The 17,675-nt window shown below is 71.0% G+C and carries 15 protein-coding genes and 1 riboswitch; of the genes, 3 read left to right on the top strand and 12 right to left on the bottom strand.

Going from position 1 to position 17,675, the window contains the following annotated elements:
• Window positions 1-9: 9 nt before the first annotated feature.
• Complete coding sequence (locus tag ASC60_RS15430; RefSeq protein WP_055551184.1) at window positions 10-1,512, bottom strand: hypothetical protein; 1,503 nt, start codon at window positions 1,510-1,512, stop codon at window positions 10-12.
• Between the two features lie 457 nt (window positions 1,513-1,969).
• Here ASC60_RS15430 and ASC60_RS15425 point away from each other — a divergent pair, with 457 nt between their 5' ends.
• Window positions 1,970-2,557, top strand: a complete 588-nt coding sequence (locus ASC60_RS15425; protein WP_055551182.1) for a hypothetical protein — start codon at window positions 1,970-1,972, stop codon at window positions 2,555-2,557.
• Between the two features lie 268 nt (window positions 2,558-2,825).
• Window positions 2,826-3,032 (top strand): DUF5999 family protein, encoded by a 207-nt coding sequence (locus ASC60_RS15420; RefSeq protein ID WP_055551180.1) that lies wholly within the window; start codon window positions 2,826-2,828, stop codon window positions 3,030-3,032.
• A gap of 164 nt (window positions 3,033-3,196) precedes the next feature.
• Here the strand turns inward: ASC60_RS15420 and gcvP are convergent, their stop codons facing one another.
• A complete protein-coding gene (gene gcvP / locus ASC60_RS15415; protein ID WP_055551178.1) occupies window positions 3,197-6,112 on the bottom strand; it encodes an aminomethyl-transferring glycine dehydrogenase in 2,916 nt (971 codons plus the stop codon).
• Window positions 6,113-6,300: 188 nt separating this feature from the next.
• Window positions 6,301-6,398: riboswitch (glycine riboswitch) on the bottom strand.
• A gap of 142 nt (window positions 6,399-6,540) precedes the next feature.
• On the opposite strand from gcvP, the gene ASC60_RS15410 reads away from it, so the two are divergent.
• Window positions 6,541-6,858: a PRC-barrel domain-containing protein gene (locus tag ASC60_RS15410; RefSeq protein WP_055551176.1), complete on the top strand. Its 318-nt coding sequence runs from the start codon at window positions 6,541-6,543 to the stop codon at window positions 6,856-6,858.
• Here ASC60_RS15410 and ASC60_RS15405 read toward each other — a convergent pair.
• The 10 genes from ASC60_RS15405 to ASC60_RS15360 form a co-directional block, all read right to left on the bottom strand.
• Entirely contained in the window at window positions 6,834-8,309 is a 1,476-nt protein-coding gene (locus ASC60_RS15405; protein WP_079038423.1) for a DNA polymerase IV, read from the bottom strand. The genes ASC60_RS15410 and ASC60_RS15405 overlap by 25 nt on opposite strands.
• 73 nt (window positions 8,310-8,382) lie before the next feature.
• Window positions 8,383-9,009 carry a MerR family transcriptional regulator gene (locus tag ASC60_RS15400; RefSeq protein WP_055551171.1) on the bottom strand — a complete coding sequence of 209 codons (627 nt, stop codon included), beginning with the start codon at window positions 9,007-9,009 and terminating at the stop codon, window positions 8,383-8,385.
• A 168-nt stretch (window positions 9,010-9,177) separates the two neighbouring features.
• Complete coding sequence (locus ASC60_RS15395; RefSeq protein WP_009713203.1) at window positions 9,178-9,651, bottom strand: bifunctional nuclease family protein; 474 nt, start codon at window positions 9,649-9,651, stop codon at window positions 9,178-9,180.
• Window positions 9,652-9,703: 52 nt separating this feature from the next.
• Window positions 9,704-10,456 (bottom strand): MerR family transcriptional regulator, encoded by a 753-nt coding sequence (locus ASC60_RS15390; protein WP_055551169.1) that lies wholly within the window; start codon window positions 10,454-10,456, stop codon window positions 9,704-9,706.
• Window positions 10,457-10,477: 21 nt separating this feature from the next.
• Window positions 10,478-11,332, bottom strand: coding sequence for an FHA domain-containing protein (locus ASC60_RS15385; protein WP_199830963.1), 855 nt, complete (start codon window positions 11,330-11,332; stop codon window positions 10,478-10,480).
• 133 nt (window positions 11,333-11,465) lie between these two features.
• Window positions 11,466-12,554 carry a DUF881 domain-containing protein gene (locus ASC60_RS15380; protein ID WP_370592925.1) on the bottom strand — a complete coding sequence of 363 codons (1,089 nt, stop codon included), beginning with the start codon at window positions 12,552-12,554 and terminating at the stop codon, window positions 11,466-11,468.
• Window positions 12,555-12,985: 431 nt separating this feature from the next.
• The gene (locus tag ASC60_RS15375; protein WP_014058688.1) at window positions 12,986-13,318 is read right to left on the bottom strand and encodes a small basic family protein; all 333 of its coding nucleotides are present in this window, start codon (window positions 13,316-13,318) and stop codon (window positions 12,986-12,988) included.
• Entirely contained in the window at window positions 13,315-14,238 is a 924-nt protein-coding gene (locus ASC60_RS15370) for a DUF881 domain-containing protein (protein ID WP_055551165.1), read from the bottom strand. The genes ASC60_RS15375 and ASC60_RS15370 overlap by 4 nt, the downstream gene beginning before the upstream one ends.
• A 126-nt stretch (window positions 14,239-14,364) precedes the next feature.
• The gene (locus ASC60_RS15365; RefSeq protein ID WP_055551163.1) at window positions 14,365-16,860 is read right to left on the bottom strand and encodes a mannose-1-phosphate guanyltransferase; all 2,496 of its coding nucleotides are present in this window, start codon (window positions 16,858-16,860) and stop codon (window positions 14,365-14,367) included.
• Between the two features lie 109 nt (window positions 16,861-16,969).
• A complete protein-coding gene (locus ASC60_RS15360; protein WP_055551161.1) occupies window positions 16,970-17,578 on the bottom strand; it encodes a CDP-alcohol phosphatidyltransferase family protein in 609 nt (202 codons plus the stop codon).
• Window positions 17,579-17,675 lie beyond the last annotated feature (97 nt).

Below are 17,675 nucleotides of genomic sequence, written 5' to 3'. Positions count from 1 at the left end.
CCCAGGCTCTCAAGCCGAGAGGTCCGCGGGCCAGGTGTGGACCGGGGCATCGGTGCGCATCAGGGCGCAGTAGCGGCGGGTCATGGCGGCGAGCGCCGCGTCCCGGCCCAACCCGCTGTCCCGTGCCCGGTGGTAGGTCGCGGCCTGCCAGGACGCGCCGTTGACCCGCAGGGCGCAGCGCTGCTCGATCACTCCGAGGTAGCGGTCGCGGTCGGCGGGCTCGACGCCCCAGGCGTCCAGGCCGGCGGCGGCCAGCGGCAGCAGTTCCTCGCGGACCAGCCGCACGGCGGGGATGCGCGCCAGGGAGGAGGAGCGGCCGGGCTTCGGCCACTGCAGGACCGTGTCGATGCCGTGCCGGCACGCGGCGTCGAAGTTGGCCGCGGCGGCGGTGAACGGCAGCCGGGTCCACACCGGGCGCGGCTCCTCGGCGAGCGCCCTGACCAGCCCGTAGTAGAGGGCGGCGTTGGCGATGACATCGGTGACGGTGGGCCCCGCGGGCAGCACCCGGTTCTCCACGCGCAGATGCGGCACGCCGTCCACGACTTGGTAGACGGGCCGGTTCCAGCGGTAGATCGTGCCGTTGTGCAGCACCAGCTCCTGCAGCTCGGGCACACCGCCCTCGTCCAGGGTGCGCAGCGGCTCCTCGTCGGTGCCGGTGGACAGCAGCGGGGGGAAGTAGCGCAGGTTCTCCTCGAAGAGCTGATACGCGTCGGTGATCCAGCGCTCTCCGAACCAGGTGCGCGGCCGCACTCCCTGCGCCGCGTATTCCGGTGCGCGCACATCGGTGGCCTGCAGGAACAGCGGCGGGCGGGACTCGCGCCACACCTCGCGGCCGAAGACGAAAGGGGAGTTGGCGCCGATGGCGATCTGCACGGCGGCCACGGCCTGCGCGGCGTTCCACACGGCGGCGAAGCGTCCGGGGGTGACCTGGAGGTGCAGCTGGACGGAGGTGCAGGCGGCCTCGGGGGCGATGGTGGCGCTGGCGTAGCTGATGCGCTCCCGGCCCTCGATATCGATGAGGAAATCCTCGCCGCGGGCGGCCAGCATCTGTTCGTTGAGAAGTTTGTAACGGTCGTCGTAGGACAGGTTGGCCGATCCGAGATCCCCGGCGGCGAGCGTCGGCAGAATTCCGATCATCACGATCTCGGAGGACACCTCACGCGCCTTGCGGTCGGCATATGACAATCCCGTCCGCAGCTCTTCCGAGAGCTGGTCGAGAACTCTGCCGTGCAAACGGTGCGGCACGATATTTACTTCAAGATTGCACTGTCCGAGTTCGGTCTGGAAATCGTGACTCGCGATGCGCTCCAGAACCTCCGTGTTCATCATCCTCGGCAGCCCGTCGGCGCCTGCGAGATTCAGCTCGATCTCCAGCCCCATGAGATTCCTCGGGCGGTCGAACCGCTTGTCGGCCAGGAGCCGGGACAGCGCGTCGAGGCCCTGCCGCAAGCGTCCGCGCTGCCGCTGCCGACCGGACGGGTCGAACTCACCGGCTATGACCTTCTCCCCCATCGGAGCACCTCCTCGAGTGGATCGTCGGCGCCCGCACCGCGCACACCACGCTCGATGATGCCCGCCAATGTGATCGATAACGCCCCGCACGGCCCGTCCAGCCGCTAGGCTCTCAACAGTGGCGCATTGCTCCATGAAAATGGATCGGCGGGATCCAGCCTACCGCGGCGGGCGTAAACCGTCAGGTCATATCCGTGCATCCGGCACCGAATCGGGGGAAATCCCCGCACCCGTGCGGGCCTGAAATCACCTTGTGCGCAATATCGGGGACAGCTAGCCGAAACACGCCCGGAACATGGGTCGTATAAACTCGCTTTACGAGGCAGAGAGATAACGCCCGGACAGTTCGTCCCGGCCCCCTCTGACCCGCGTTCCGAGCTCTGTACACCGACAGCGCGCGCCCCTACCCCGGCCCGCTATCGCTCCACCGTGTCTTAGACGTGAGAGGCGACCCACCATGCCGCTGCTTGTGCCCCCGGCCCCGGCGCCCGCCCTGCGCAGCGTCCTCACGGCCCTTGGCTCCCCCACCGCCGTCCATGAGGTCCGCACCCCGGCACTCAGCTCCCTGTCCGGCCCCTTCGAACCCGAACACCCGCTTCCCGTCCACCTCTTGGACGACATCACCACCCCCGCCGGCCCGCCCCGGGTCAGACTGACCGGCTGGCGCTTCATGCTCCGCGACGGCGACCGCACAGTGGCCGCCGCCGAGGCCATGCTCACCGCCGACGGCTGGGCCTTCTCGCACTTCTCCCAGGGGCCGTACGTGGCCTCGGCCGAACTCGCCCTGCGCCAGGCCGAGTCACTGCCCACCGCGTACCAGCCGCGGCTGCTGTCCATCCCCGAGCTGTACATGGTCGCGCTGTGGCTGCACGGCGACCCCACGGCGGACGCCGCCGAGGGCGGCCTCGGCGCCGGGGACCTGCTGGTGCCGCTGGCCCCGGCACCGCCCGGCATCGCGGCGCACCGCCCGCACCCGGCGGCCGATCTGCTGCCCGTCCTCACCCATCGGCTGACCCCCGCCCCACTGCTGGGCTCCCCCGCCTGACCTGCCCCTTCCGTGCCGGAGCCAGCGCCCCGCGGCCCACCGGGCCACGGGGCGCCGCGCTGCGACCGGGTAACAGTCCCGCCACGGTGAACCGTCCGGTCGGGTGATGCGTCATTATCTAGCAAGACCGGTGCCGCGAAATCCCTGCGGAAACCGTGCCGTGGGGCAACACTGGGAGCATCCGACCGACACCAACCGGGGGGCGGCCAACATGAACGCCGCAGCGAGCAGCAGGACATACACCTCACCGCAGCGAAAGAACCTCGCCATGTGCCAGCATCAACCACCGTGCCCGTCAGCCGACTCCGCCGACCGGGAGGCCGCCCATCTCGTGGCGCACCATCCCGAGCAGGGCTGGAGCCTGCTGTGCAATGGTGTCCTGCTTTTCGAGGACACCGGTGAGCTGCTGCCGGACGGGCGCGTCATCGCCCCGTGCCGACCGCTCGCCACCGAGCACGTCGTGACCGCCGCCTAGGCCGACCACCCAGGCGACGTTGGCATCCGGCTGGGGGCACCTCCCAGCGGTAGCTGGGGGAGACCGAGGCACCCCCGGAGGCGAATCGAGCCCGAATAAAGAGGGGCCGGCCCGGTGCGCTCGCGCCGAACCGGCCCCGTCGTTGTGCGTGGGGTCCGTCCCCGTCAGTTCTCGTACGAGTCCATCGGCGGGCACGAGCAGACCAGGTTCCGGTCCCCGAACGCCCCGTCGACCCGCCGCACCGGCGGCCAGTACTTGTCGGCGGCCGAGACCCCGGCCGGGAAGGCCGCCTCGTCCCTGCTGTACGGGTGGTCCCACGCCCCGCTCAGCATGGCGGCCGTGTGCGGCGCGTTCCGCAGCGGGTTGTCCTCCTTGGGCCACTCCCCCGAGCCGACCTTGTCGATCTCCGCCCGGATCGCGATCATCGCCTCGCAGAACCGGTCCAGCTCCGCCAGGTCCTCGCTCTCCGTCGGCTCGATCATCAGCGTCCCCGCGACCGGGAACGACATCGTCGGCGCGTGGAAACCGTAGTCGATCAGGCGCTTGGCCACATCGTCGACCGTGACCCCGGTGGCCTTGGTGAGCGGCCGCAGATCCACCACGCACTCATGCGCCACCAGCCCGCCGGGCCCGGTGTAGAGCACCTGGTAGTGCGGCTCCAGCCGCTTGGCGATGTAGTTGGCGCCGAGCACCGCGGCCTGGGTCGCGTGGCGCAGCCCCTCGGCGCCCATCAGCCGGATGTACGCCCAGGAGATCGGCAGGATGCCCGCCGAGCCCCACGGCGCGGCCGAGACCGGGCCGACGCCGGTGGCCGGGCCCGCGGCGGGCTGCAGCGGGTGGTTGGGCAGGTACGGCGCGAGGTGCGCGCGCACCGCGACCGGGCCGACGCCCGGGCCACCGCCGCCGTGCGGGATGCAGAACGTCTTGTGCAGGTTCAGATGGGAGACGTCGCCGCCGAACCGGCCGGGCTCGGCCAGCCCGACCAGCGCGTTGAGGTTGGCGCCGTCCACGTACACCTGGCCGCCCGCGTCGTGCACGGCCGCGCAGATCTCGGTGATGTGCTCCTCGAACACGCCGTGGGTGGACGGGTAGGTGACCATGAGGACGGCCAGCTGGTCCCCGTACTGCTCGATCTTGGCGCGCAGGTCGGCGGCGTCCACCTCGCCGTCCTCGCCGGTCTTGACGACGACGACCTTCATGCCCGCCATGACGGCGCTGGCCGCGTTGGTGCCGTGCGCGGAGGACGGGATCAGGCACACCGTGCGCTGCGGCTCGCCGTTCGCCCGGTGGTACGCCCGCACGGCCAGCAGCCCGGACAGCTCGCCTTGCGATCCGGCGTTCGGCTGGAGGGAGACCTTGTCGTAGCCGGTGACGTCGGCCAGCCGCTCCTCCAGCTCGCGGATCAGCGTCAGATAGCCATGGGCCTGCTCGACCGGCGCGAAGGGGTGCAGCGCGCCGAACTCCGGCCAGGTGACCGGCTCCATCTCGGTGGTCGCGTTGAGCTTCATGGTGCAGGAGCCGAGCGGGATCATGCCCCGGTCCAGGGCGTAGTCCCGGTCGGCCAGCCGCCGCAGGTAGCGCAGCATCGCCGTCTCGGAACGGTACTGGTGGAAGACCGGATGGGTCAGATACGCGTCCGAGCGCAGCAGCTGCGCGGGCAGCGCGTCGGCCGCCGCGGCGTCCAGCTCGTCGATGCCGGGAATGCCGGGAGCGCTGTCCCCGTCCCCGCCGTCGACGCCGAAGGCGGACCACACGGCGGCCAGCTGGGCGCGCCCGGTGGTCTCGTCGCACGCGATGCCCACGTGGTCGGCGTCGGTCAGCCGGAGGTTGACCCCGGCCTCGCGGGCGGCGGCGACGACGTCGGCGGCCTTGCCGGGGACGCGCGCGGTGAGGGTGTCGAAGAAGGCGCCGTGCACCACCTCGACGCCGCCCGCCCGCAGCCCCTCGGCGAGGACGGTGGCGTAGCGGTGGGTGCGGCGGGCGATGCCCGCGAGCCCGTCCGGGCCGTGGTAGACCGCGTACATTCCGGCCATCACCGCGAGCAGGACCTGCGCGGTGCAGATGTTGCTGGTGGCCTTCTCGCGGCGGATGTGCTGCTCCCGCGTCTGCAGCGCCAGCCGGTACGCCTTGTCGCCGTCGGCGTCCACCGACACCCCGACGAGCCGGCCGGGCAGGCTGCGGGCGTGAGCGGCGCGCACGGCCATGAACCCGGCGTGCGGCCCGCCGAAGCCCATGGGCACGCCGAACCGCTGGGTGCTGCCGACCGCGATGTCCGCGCCCAGCTCGCCGGGCGAGGTGAGCAGGGTGAGCGCGAGCAGATCGGCGGCGACGGTGACGATCGCCCCCAGCTCATGGGCCCGCTCGATGACCGGGCGCGGATCGCGGACCGCGCCCGAGGCGCCCGGGTACTGGAGCAGCACGCCGAAGACGCCGCGCTCGGCGATCTCGTCCGGGATGCCGTCGGCCAGGTCGGCGACCACGACCTCGACCCCGGTCGGCTCGGCGCGGGTCTCGATGACCGCGATGGTCTGCGGCAGGCAGTCGGCGTCGACCAGGAAGACGCCCTCCTTGACCTTGCCGACGCGGCGCGAGAGCGCCATGGCCTCGGCGGCGGCCGTGGCCTCGTCCAGCAGCGACGAACCGGCGGTGTCCAGGCCGGTCAGGTCGGCGACGACGGTCTGGAAGTTGAGCAGCGCCTCCAGCCGGCCCTGGGAGATCTCCGGCTGGTACGGGGTGTAGGCGGTGTACCAGGCGGGGTTCTCCATGACGTTGCGCAGGATCACCGGCGGGGTGAAGGTGCCGTAGTAGCCGAGGCCGATCATGGACGGCAGCACCTGGTTGCGGTCGGCGAGGCCGCGCAGCTCGGCGAGGACCTCCGCCTCGCTGCGGGCCGGCGGCAGCCGCAGCGCCTCGGCGCTCTTGATGACCTCGGGTACGGCGGCGGCGGTCAGCTCGTCGAGGGAGCCGAAGCCGACCTGGGCGAGCATCTTGGCCTGCGCTCCGGCGTCGGGGCCGATATGGCGCTGCTCGAATGGAGTACCGCGCTCCAGTTCGGCGAGCGAGATGCGGTGAGTGGTCATCTGCGGGGGCCTCCTGGTCTGGTACGACCGGCGAGGGGCACCGCGGTGCGGGTGCCCGGACGGCCTCCCCCTCTGTCATCTCAACCTGAGAGCTTCACCGGTCATAGGTGCTCGACCGGCTTTCACCGTCGGTGAGGAGGGGTTCCGGAGTTGTGCTCCCCGTGGCCCACCCTGCTTTCCAGAGTGACCTCGCCCGCACGGTACGTGTGCCTGAGAGATTCCGGGGAGGATTTGCTCCTTCGGCGCCTCCGGCACGATCGCCGGAGGACTCTCCCGCACGGGGTCTGCAGCCACAGCCAGCGTACCAGCGCGTCTGCCGACGGGGGTTGGGCCAGGGGGTGCTCGAGTGGCCGCGTGCGGTGATGTGGCTTTTGGTAGGTATCACTGGACCATCGCCACCGTGACCATCGCCACCTGTGGGAGAGAGCGTGCAGACGGACATCGACCCGCGGACCCTGATCGGCCGCAAGGCATTCGACCGCGAGGGCGCCAAGATCGGCACCGTGGACGAGGTCTACCTCGACGACGCGACCGGGGAGCCCGAGTGGGCGGCGGTACGCACCGGCCTGTTCAGCCGGGACGTCTTCGTGCCGCTCGAACCGAGCGAGGTCGTCGGCGACTCGCTGCGGGTGCCGTACGACCGGGCACTGATCAAGGACGCCCCGGACCTGGGGGTCGGCCGCCATCTCTCCCCGGAGCAGGAGCTGCAGCTGTACCACCACTACGGGCTGGACGTCACCGGCTGACCCCTCCCCCGGCCTTCGCCCGGCGCGGGCGCCCCGGCCGGGCCGCCGGCGCCCTCGGGGGGCCGCACCAGCGGCAGCGGCTCGCCCGGCTCGAGCTCCGGGTCGTCCACGGCGAACGTCCGCACCCGGCCGGGACCCGACCAGGGCACCTCGAACCGTATGGTCACCCGCCCCACCCCGCTGCCCTGCACCCAGCCCGCCCCGAACTCGGTGTGCCGCACATCGAGCCCCGGCAGCCAGACCCGTGGCCTCCCGGCGCCCTCAGCGGCCTCTGAGACGCCCGGACTCTCCGGCTCCGGCGCCCGGGTACCCCAGCCCCCCTCCGGCCCCTCCAGGGCCTCGTGGGCGGCCCCGGCGGCCTGAGCGGCTTGAGCGGCCTGAGCGGCTTGGGCGAACAGATCCTCCTGTGTGTAGTCCGCGAGCCCCGTCACGCCCACTCCCAGCAGCCGCACGCCCGCCGTGGTGTCCACCCCGTCGATCAGCCGCGCCGCGGCCTCCCTGACCACGCCGGGATCGTCGGTGGGCCCGCGCAGGGTCTCCGAACGGGTCAGCGTCGAGAAGTCGTACCGCCGCACCTTGATCACCACCGTGCGCCCCGAACGGCCCGCCTCGCGCAACCGCCGCACACAGCGGTCGGCCAGCCGCGCCACCTCCAGCTGCACCCGGGTGCGGTCGGTCAGGTCGACGTCGAAGGTGTCCTCCACGGAGACGGACTTGGCGTCCCGCTCGGCGACCACCGGCCGCTCGTCCCGCCCGCCGGCCATCAGGTGCAGCGACGCGCCATGGGCCCGGCCCAGCAGCCGGATCAGCTCCGCCTCGCCCGCCTCCCGCGTCTCGGCGACGGTGTGGATACCGGCCCGGCGCAGCGCCTCCGCGGTGGCCGGGCCGACGCCCGGCAGGGTGCGCACCGGCATCGGGCCCAGCAGCTCCCGCTCGGTGCCGGGCTCGATGACCGTCAGGCCGTCCGGCTTGGCCTGCTCCGAGGCGATCTTGGCGAGCATCTTGGAACCGGCCAGGCCCACCGAACCGGTCAGCCCGGTCACCGCGCGGATATCGGCCCGCAGCCGCTCCGCCACGGCCCGCGCCGCCGCCACCCGGGGCTCGGTGCCGCCCGCCTCCAGGTCCACGAACGCCTCGTCCAGGCTCAGCGGCTCCACCAGCGGCGACAGCGCCCGCAGCAGCCCCATGACCTGGTCGCTGACCTGGCGGTAGAGGGAGAAGCGGGGGGTGAGGTAGGCCGCGTTCGGACAGAGCCTGCGGGCCTGCGCCATCGCCATGGCCGAGTGCACCCCGAACACCCGGGCCTCGTACGACGCGGTGGCCACCACCCCGCGCGGCCCGAGGCCCCCCACGACCACCGGCTTTCCGCGCAGGCTGGGCTTGGCCGCCTGCTCCGCCGAAGCGTAGAAGGCGTCCATGTCCAGATGCAGAATCGTCGGCGCACCCCTCACATCTCCGATGCTGCCGCACACCACTGACAATCGGCGCCGGCAGGGGCGGGGAAACCGCCCGGAGGGAGCGCGCTCAGCCCGCCCGGTTGCGGCGCCGGGCGAGTTCGTCGGCGGGGTTGTGGCCCACCAGCGTCTCGCCGGTGTCCACCCGCTCCCCGTGCAGCTGGGACAGGGCGCTCTCCACGTCCCGCCACACCACGCCCACCGCGATCCCGAAGACGCCCTGGCCGCCCTGGAGGAGGTCCACGACCTCGTCCGGCGAGGTGCACTCGTACACCGTCGCGCCGTCGCTCATCAGCGTCATCTGGGCCAGGTCGTCCAGGCCCCGGGTGCGCAGGTGCGAGACCGCGGCCCGGATGTTCTGCAGGGACACGCCGGTGTCCAGCAGCCGCTTGACGATCTTGAGGACAACCACGTCCCGGAAGCTGTACAGCCGCTGGCTGCCCGACCCGTACGCGGGCCGCACGCTCGGCTCCACCAGGCCGGTGCGCGCCCAGTAGTCCAGCTGGCGGTAGGTGATGCCCGCGGCGGCGCACGCCGTGGGTCCGCGGTAGCCGACCGTCTCCGTACCCCCCGCGGCGGGCTCACGTGATGCCGTGGGCTGTGCCGCGACCCGGGCCTTCAGTGCCGGATCGGCCGGTGCGCTCCCCTGGAGCGCATACGGACCGCCGGCTGCCGTGCCGTCGCCGGTGCTTCTCACGCCGACCTCCGTCCTCGACCTGCCTCCTCGAAGGTAGGCAGTCACCCGGGGTGCGTCAACGATCGCCACACTCGGCACGCCGAGTGATAATCACCCTGAGAGTGGTTTCCCGTGTCCCTCGTCCGGGAAAGGCTACTCGAATGCGCTAGCGAGGACCGGCAGACCGCTTCACTGGCTGCTGCTTCCGAAGTCCTCGGGCGAGATCTGGTCGAGGAACTCGCGGAACTTCTCCACCTCGTCCTCCTGCTCGTCCGGGATGGCGATGCCGGCGTCGTCCAGCACGCCGTCGCTGCCGTAGATCGGCGTCCCGGTGCGCAGCGCGAGCGCTATGGCGTCGGACGGCCGCGCACTGACCTCCACACCGCTGGCGAAGACCAGCTCGGCGTAGAAGACCCCCTCCCGCAGATCCGTGATCCGGACCTCCGTGAGCGTCTGGCCGACCGCTTCGAGTACGTCTTTGAAAAGGTCGTGGGTCAGCGGGCGTGCCGGAGCCATGCCCTGCTGTGCGAAGGCGATCGCGGTCGCCTCCCCTGGTCCGATCCAGATGGGGAGGTAGCGGTCGCCTCCCACTTCACGCAGGAGCACGATCGGTTGGTTGGAGGGCATTTCCACCCGGACACCCACGACGTCGAGCTCGTTCACACAGCAACCCTAGGACGTGCCCGGCCGGTTTGGATAGTCGGGGCCGGATCGATCAGTGTGCGGCGGCCCGCAGCGCCGACTGCACCAGGGCCGCGTGCAGCCGGACGGAGAGCGTCGCCAGCTCGCGCGCACTGGCCTCCGCATGCGCTCTGGTCTGCGGGTTTCGATGCAGCCGCAGCGGTGCGACCACCTGCTCGACCAGTCCGGCCTCGCGCTCCGCGGCCGCTTTCATGATCCGCAAATGACGTGACTCAAGACCGAAGCGGCCCAGCTCGGCGAGCAGCCGGGCGACCGTCACCGCTTCGACGTCGTAGCCGCCGTCCTCGCCGTGCACGATCAGCCCGTACGACTCCCAGTCGGCCAGCTCCGCCTCGCTGACCTGGGCGGATGCCAGCAGCTCGGCCCGGCCCACCCGGGCCACGGTCGGGCTTTGCGGAATGTCCCGGGCTCCTGGCCCCAGCAGCTCATGCGGCCGCGCCCCCTGCGAAACGGCAGGAAGCTGCGGCCGCTCACCCCGCTCCAGGGCCTCCAGGTGTTCCCGGATGACCTTGAGTGGCAGGTAGTGGTCACGCTGCATGCGGAGGATGAGAGCGAGCCGCTCCACATCCTCCTGGCTGAACTTGCGGTAGCCCGACGGCGTGCGCCGCGGCTCCACCAGCCCTTCGGCCTCCAAGAAACGGATCTTGGAGATGGTGACTTCGGGGAACTCGTCCCGCAGCAGATTCAGGACGGCGCCGATGCTCATGGACCGGCCGCCCGCGGGGGCGGTGCCGGTACCGGCACCGCCCGACGGTGTCTGAAGCATGGACGGACCTCCCCTGACGGGTCAGATGCCGACGCCCCGCTGGCTCGGGTAGAAGACCAGCCGGTACTTACCGATCTGCACCTCGTCGCCGCTGTTCACGACCACCGGCGCATCGATCTGCTCCCGGTTGACGTACGTCCCGTTGAGGCTGCCGACATCGGCGACGGTGAAGCTGCCGTCCTGGCCGCGCCGGAACTCCACATGGCGGCGGGAGACCGTCACGTCATCCAGGAAGATGTCGCTCTGGGGGTGGCGTCCGGCCGTGGTCAGATCGCTGTCCAGCAGGAAGCGACTGCCCGAGTTCGGCCCGCGGCGGACCACCAGCAGCGCGGAACCCAGCGGCAGCGCCTCCACGGCGGCCTGGGCCTCCGGGCTGAGCGACGGCAGCGGATTCTGCCCGGTCACCTCGGAGTCGTACGCCTCGATGCCGGAAATGGAGATCGTCGACGTGGTCTCGGAGGCACGCTCCGAGGGCGCCTGGCCGCGCAGCGGCGCGCCGCAATTGGAGCAGAACCGGCTGTCCTCCGCGTTCCGATGCCCGCACCTCGTACAAACAGGCAATCCGGGACCTCCAGCACTCCGCGAGGCCGATGAGTCCTCGAAACCTATGCGCCCGGCCGCCGAGGGGTCAACAGAAGACGCGCCCTGGCCGCCCGAAATGTCACCGCCCTGGCCGCCGACCTGATCCCGGAACAGCGGCCGCTCCTCGCTCCCCCCTCCGCTCTCGTCCGCAGCACGCCCCGCGCGGTGGCGAGCGGTGCCGCTGCCGCCGTCCTGGCGTGCACTCTTCCCGAACAACTTCCCGAACAACTTCACGGGCGATTCCCCTTGACTGAAACAGACCCGCCCGTGGGGCAGGACAAACCCTCGATGCACACACCAGCAGACGGTCCGGACATCCTCACAACGTCCGTGACCACCAGACAGTTTCCATCACGCGCGACTCTTCTGGTGCGTCGACCCCCCGCATCCACATGGTCTCCCCGAGAGACCCCCATATCGAACCGCCTCACCGTGATGACGACCGAGCGTAGTCAGGGCTCTTCCCCGACCGCAAGGCATCCACAACGATCTTCTTCTCCCGCCGGACGGACACGGTGGCCTGCTCCTTCTCCAGACTCTGCACCACTCCGCCCGGAATGTTCAGTGCCGGCTCCAGATCCTCCGGCTTGCCGATCACCTTCACGACGTACGGCTGCGTCACTTTCCGTCCATCGATCGCCACGGAGCCGCCGACGTCCGAGAAATAGGAATTGGCGACCACCCGCACGGAGCCGATCTGGATCGCCTCGGCGCCCGCCGCCCGCAGCTCCTGCACCGTGTCGAGCAGCATGTCGGCCTCCACGGAGCCCTGGGCGTCGTGGATGGTGATCGTGATCCCCGGCCCCTGCGCGGCGACCGTGCCCGCGAGCACGCCCAGCTGCTGCTCCTTCTGGAGCGTCTGCTTGCGGGCCTCCTCCGCCTGGTCCGAGCTGTTCTCCAGCTCGGTGCGCTGATTGTCCAGACGGCGCTTCTCGTCCTGCAGCCGCTGGGTGCGCGAGTCCAGCTCGTCCAGGATCCGCACCAGGTCCTCCTGGCGGGCCCCGCGCAGCACGCTGTTCTCGTTGGTCGAACGCACCTGGATGGCCAGGCCGAGACCCAGCCCGAACAGCAGCACGGCGACGATCAGCTGCGCCCGGGTCACCCGGGGCGGCCATACGCCCTTCAGCAGGCGCTGCCGCCCGGTCAGCGCCTCCTCCGCGCCCTCGGGCTTCCCGCCGGGCTCGGACCCGGCGCGCTGCTGCCCCGGTCCGTTCGCCGGCCCGCCGCCGCTGCTCGCGCCATCGGACGGGCGCCGCCCGTTCGGCACCGGGGCCGGGGGCCGGCCGGCGGCGGCCGGGCCCCGGGGCGGGGCGCCCTTGGGGGCCGCGCCGCCGGGCGGGGCGCTCTGCGGCAGCGGGGCCCTCAGTGCGGGGCGGGCGGGGCCCTTGGGGCCGCCCGGGCCGGAGGGCGTCGCCTGGGGAGCCTGCGGCTTCCGCGGGGCGGCCTTGTGCTTCTCCGGCGCTCCGGGCTGCTCGGGCCTCCCGGTCGCGGCGCGCTTCTCCGGCGGCTTGGGCAGCGACGGCCGCGGCGGGACCGCCCGCTGCTCCGGCCCGCCCTGCGCGCGCGGCTTCCCGGGCGGCGCGGAGGCGGCGGGCCGCCCGGCGCTACGGGGCCGCTCGGGCGCGGCGGGCCGCTGGGGTGGGCCCTGCCGGCTCGGCTTCGCGGACTGCTCGGGCCGCTCGGGCTGCTCGGCGTCGCGCTTCTCGGCCGTGGCCCGCTTCTCGCGCGACTCGGCCGGCCGGGGCTTCTCGGCCTGCTCAGGCCGCTGGGGCCGTTCGGGCTGGTCGGCCTTCCCCGCTCGCTCGGCTGGCTCCGGGCGCTCCGGGCGCTCCGGTTCGCGCGGTGCCGCGGACCGCTCGGGCGTTCCCGCCCTCTCCGGCCGCTCGGCCTGCTCGGACTGCTCGGAGTTCTGGGGCTTCTCGGGGGTGTCGTCGGTCGTCATCGGCCTCACGCCCGGAACACATGCCGACGGATCGCGGCAGCGTTGGAGAAGATGCGGATGCCGAGGACGACCACGACGCCGGTGGACAGCTGGGCGCCGACGCCGAGCTTGTCACCGAGGAAGACGATCAGTGCGGCCACCACCACATTGGACAGGAACGATACGACGAAGACCTTGTCGTCGAAGATCCCGTCCAGCATCGCCCGGAAGCCGCCGAACACGGCGTCGAGTGCCGCGACGACGGCGATCGGCAGATAGGGCTCGACCACCGTCGGCACCACGGGTCGGACCACCAGTCCGACCACGACTCCCACGATCAGGCCCAATACGGCGATCACGATGTGCCCTTCCCTGTTTCGGTGCCACCGTTGCCGGCGCCGCCGGCTATCGGTTCTGCGCTACGTACGATGAGGCTCGGCGCGGCCGGCAGCCGAACCGTGTCCTGGGCGGAAATGCTCGTGCGGATGTCGTAGTTCTCCTGCAGCACGTGCAGGTACTGGCCATCGGCACTGTCCTGGAAAGCGGTGCTCAGCCGCTGCCCGTCCCCCACCGCGAGCACCGTGTACGGCGGCGCCAGCGGCTTGTTGTCGACCAGTATGGCGTCTCCCGCGGCCCTGATCGCCGACAGCGCCGTCAGCCGCTGTCCGTTGATCGCGACGGCCTCGGCGCCCGACTCCCACAGGCCATTGACGACGCGCTGCATGTCGTGGTCGCGCACCCGCCCCGTATCGGAGAAGTCGTTGCTCTCCCTGGGGCCCCCGCCGCCCCCCGACGCCGACTGCTTGGCGTCGTCGACCACCAGCTTGACGCCGGGGCCGGACACCTGGGTCGCCCCCGAGAGCAGCGCCACCAGGTCCCCCTTGGCTCCCCCGTGCTTCTGCAGCGCCTGCCGCTGCTTCTCCTCCACCTCGCCGCGGAGCGTGTCCACGCTCTTGGTGAGCCGGTCCGCCTTCGCGTTCCCCGACTCGATGCGGTCGATGAGTTCTCCCCGCTCCTTGGCCAGCGTCGGCGCCGATATCCGGGCCTCGGCGGCCCCGATGGTGACCACGACCGCCACCATCACCAGGCCGAGGGCCACGGTCAGCCGCCCGCGCAGGGTGCGCGGCAGGCGGGACCGGCCGGTCTCGCCGCGCCGCGCGGCCGCCTCGGCGTAGCCGTCGTCGAGGCTGTGGTCCATCACGTTGGTCAGCAGCGACATGGACGCGTCGAGGCGCGGCCGCGGCGTTGTTGTGCTCCGAACGGGGGGCTGCTGCGACATGCCGCACATCGTCGCACGTCGGGGGCGCCGTCTCCCAATGGCCCCACCGGCGTGCCGGATACGGGGCCGGGAGACGGCGCCCCAACGTGTTCAAACGGGTTCAAGAACCCGTGGAAGATCCCCGGATCAGCGGCCCGCGCTGTCCACGACACCGGCCCACTCGTCGAGCAGCGCCTGCGCGGACGCGTCGTCCGGACCCTCCGCCCACAGATGGGTGACGGCCTCGGCCGGGTCGGGCAGCACCATCACCCAGCGGCCGTCGGCCTCCACCACCCGGACCCCGTCGGTGGTGTCCACCGACCGGTCGCCGGCGGCCTCCACCACATGCCGCATGACCAGGCCCTTGACCGCCCAGGGGGTGGCCAGGTCCCGCCGCTGCACGTGGGCCCGCGGAATCCGCGCGTCGATCTGACTGAGGGTCAGCTGGGTACGCGCCACCAGCCCGATGAGCCTGACGAAGGCGGCCGTACCGTCGAAGACGCTGCTGAACTCGGGGATGATGAAGCCGCCGCGGCCGTCGCCGCCGAAGATCGTCGTCTCCGATCGGGCGACCCGGGTCAGATCGTCCGCCGCGGTCGTCGTCCACTCCACCTGGGTGCCGTGGTACGCCGCGACCTGCTCGGCGATACGGGTCGTGGTCACCGGCAGCGCCACCCGTCCGCTGCGGCGCTCCGCGGCCACCAGGTCCAGCATCACCAGCAGGGCCCGGTCGTCCTCGACGATGCGGCCACGCTCGTCCACGAGGGAGAACCGCTCCCCGACGGGGTCGAAACGGACCCCGAAGGCCGCGCGGGCCGAAGCGACGATCTCCCCGAGCCGGGCGAGCCCGGAGCGGCGGCCGTCGGCGGTCTCGGTGGGGCGCGACTCGTCCAGCCCCGGGTTGATCGTCAGCGCGTCCACTCCGAGCCGCCCCAGCAGGCTGGGGAGGACGAGCCCGGCGCTGCCGTTCGCGGCGTCCACCACGACCTTGAGACCGGACTCGGCGATGCCGCTGACGTCCGTGGCCCGCAGCAGGGAGCCGGTGTACGAGTCGAAAACGCTCGACGGGAAGCTCAGGTCACCGATCTCTCCGGGGAACGCCCGGCGGTATTCCTGGCGCGCGTAGACCCGGTCCAGCTTGCGCTGGCCACCGGCGGACAGATCGGCGCCGCGCTCGTCGAAGAACATGATGTCCACGGAGTCGGGAACGCCGGGTGAAGTACGGATCATGATGCCGCCGGCGCTCCCCCGGGCCGTCTGCTGGCGGGCCACCGGCAGCGGCACGTTCTCCAGGTCCCGGACGTCGATGGCGCTCGTCTGCAGGGCGGAGATCATGGCCCGCTTCAGGGCGCGGGCGCCTCGGGAGTGGTCGCGCGCCGTGGTGACCGTGGAGCCCTTCTTGAGGGTCGTGGCATACGCGCCGGCCAGCCGTACCGCCAGCTCGGGGGTGATCTCCACATTCAGGATCCCGGATACGCCGCGGGCCCCGAAGAGGTGGGCCTGTCCCCGGGACTCCCAGATGACCGAGGTGTTGACGAACGCGCCCGCTTCGATGGTCTTGAACGGATAGACCCGGACGTTCCCCTGGACGATCGATTCCTCACCGATCAGACATTCGTCGCCGATCACCGCCCCGTCCTCGATGCGGGAGGCGCGCATGATGTCGGTGTTCTTGCCGATCACACAGCCGCGCAGATTGCTCTGCTGGCCCACGTAAACGTTGTCATGGACGACGGCCTTGTGGAGGAAGGCGCCGGTCTTCACGACGACGTTGGAGCCGACGACGGTGTGCTCCCGGATCTCGGCCCCGGCTTCAACCTTGGCGTAGTCACCGATGTAGAGCGGGCCGCGGAGCACGGACTCCGGATGTACCTCCGCGCCTTCGGCGATCCAGACGCCGGGCGAGATCTCGAAGCCGTCGAGTTCGACGTCGACCTTTCCCTCGAGCACATCGGCCTGGGCCTTCACATAGCTCTCATGGGTGCCGACGTCCTCCCAGTAGCCCTCGGCAACATAGCCGAAGATGGGCTTGCCCTCCTTCATGAGCTGCGGGAAGACATCACCGGACCAGTCGACGGGCACGTCGGGGTCGACATAGTCGAAGACTTCGGGCTCCATGACATAGATGCCGGTGTTGACCGTGTCCGAGAAGACCTGGCCCCAGGTGGGCTTTTCGAGGAAGCGCTCGACCTGGCCCGCCTCGTCGACGATGGTGATTCCAAATTCAAGCGGATTGGGGACCCTGGTCAGGCACACCGTGACCATCGCGCCCTTTTCCTTATGAAAATTGATCAGCTCGGTCAGGTCGAAGTCGGTCAGGGCATCACCCGAGATCACCAGAAAGGCGTCGTCCTTGAGCGCCTCTTCCGCGTTCTTGACGCTCCCCGCGGTGCCGAGCGGCTTCTCCTCGTTGGCGTAGGTGAGCTCCATGCCGAGCTCCTCGCCGTCCCCGAAGTAGTTCTTGACCAGAGACGCGAGGAACTGCACGGTGACCACGGTCTCGGACAGGCCATGCCGCTTGAGCAGCCGCAACACATGCTCCATGATCGGCCTGTTGGCCACGGGAAGCAGCGGTTTGGGCATGGTCGCGGTCATCGGGCGCAGACGAGTTCCCTCGCCCCCTGCCATTACGACGGCCTTCATGTCGGAAGCGTCCTCCTCGAAAGAGATGACGGTCACGCCGACCGCGCACGCCCGATGGCCCGTGAAATCGCTACGGGCACCCGGTCCTGGGCTGCCCAAGGCGGCGAACTCAGTCGGCCGCGGCGTCCGCCTTCACCAGCCGGCGGACCTGAACCACGTAGAGGACTCCTGCCCACCAATAGAGTGTTGTACCCCATCCGGCGAACGCCCATCCGAAAATAGCGGCGGTCGTGTGAAGTGGGCCACTTCCATCACTCAGAAGGAGCAAGGGGAAGGCGTACATGAGGTTGAACGTCGCCGCCTTGCCGAGGAAGTTCACCTGGGGCGGCGGATAGCCGTGGCGCCGCAGGATCCACACCATGGCAACGAGCACGACCTCGCGGGCGAGGAGCACCACCGGTAGCCAGAGCGGCAGGATGTCCCGCCAGGTGAGGCCGATGAGCGTGGACAGAATGTAGAGCCGGTCGGCGGCCGGGTCGAGGATGCGGCCAAGGCTGCTGATCTGGTTCCAGCGACGGGCCAGCATCCCGTCCAGATAGTCACTCACGCCGCTGAGCGCCAGCACCAGCAGGGCCCAGAGGTCGCTCTTGGGCCCGCCGAACTCGGGCCGGAGGATCAGCCACAGGAAAAGCGGTACGCCGAAGAGGCGAGCGGTGCTGAGGATGTTCGGGATGGTGAGTACACGATCCGTCTGGACCCGTGTCTCCTGAACCTCCACCCGGGGGCCTCCTGTGAGGGAATCAGCCGATGATGCCCCATGACTCTACCGGTAGCGCCACCGGGGTCCCTCACCGGGGAGGTGGTGAAGATATACG

The sequence above is a fragment of the Streptomyces sp. NBRC 110028 genome, assembly GCF_001417735.1.
GTDB lineage: Bacteria > Actinomycetota > Actinomycetes > Streptomycetales > Streptomycetaceae > Streptomyces.
Note: the sequence above shows the minus strand (reverse complement) of the source record. Positions and strands in the feature narration are given on the sequence as shown.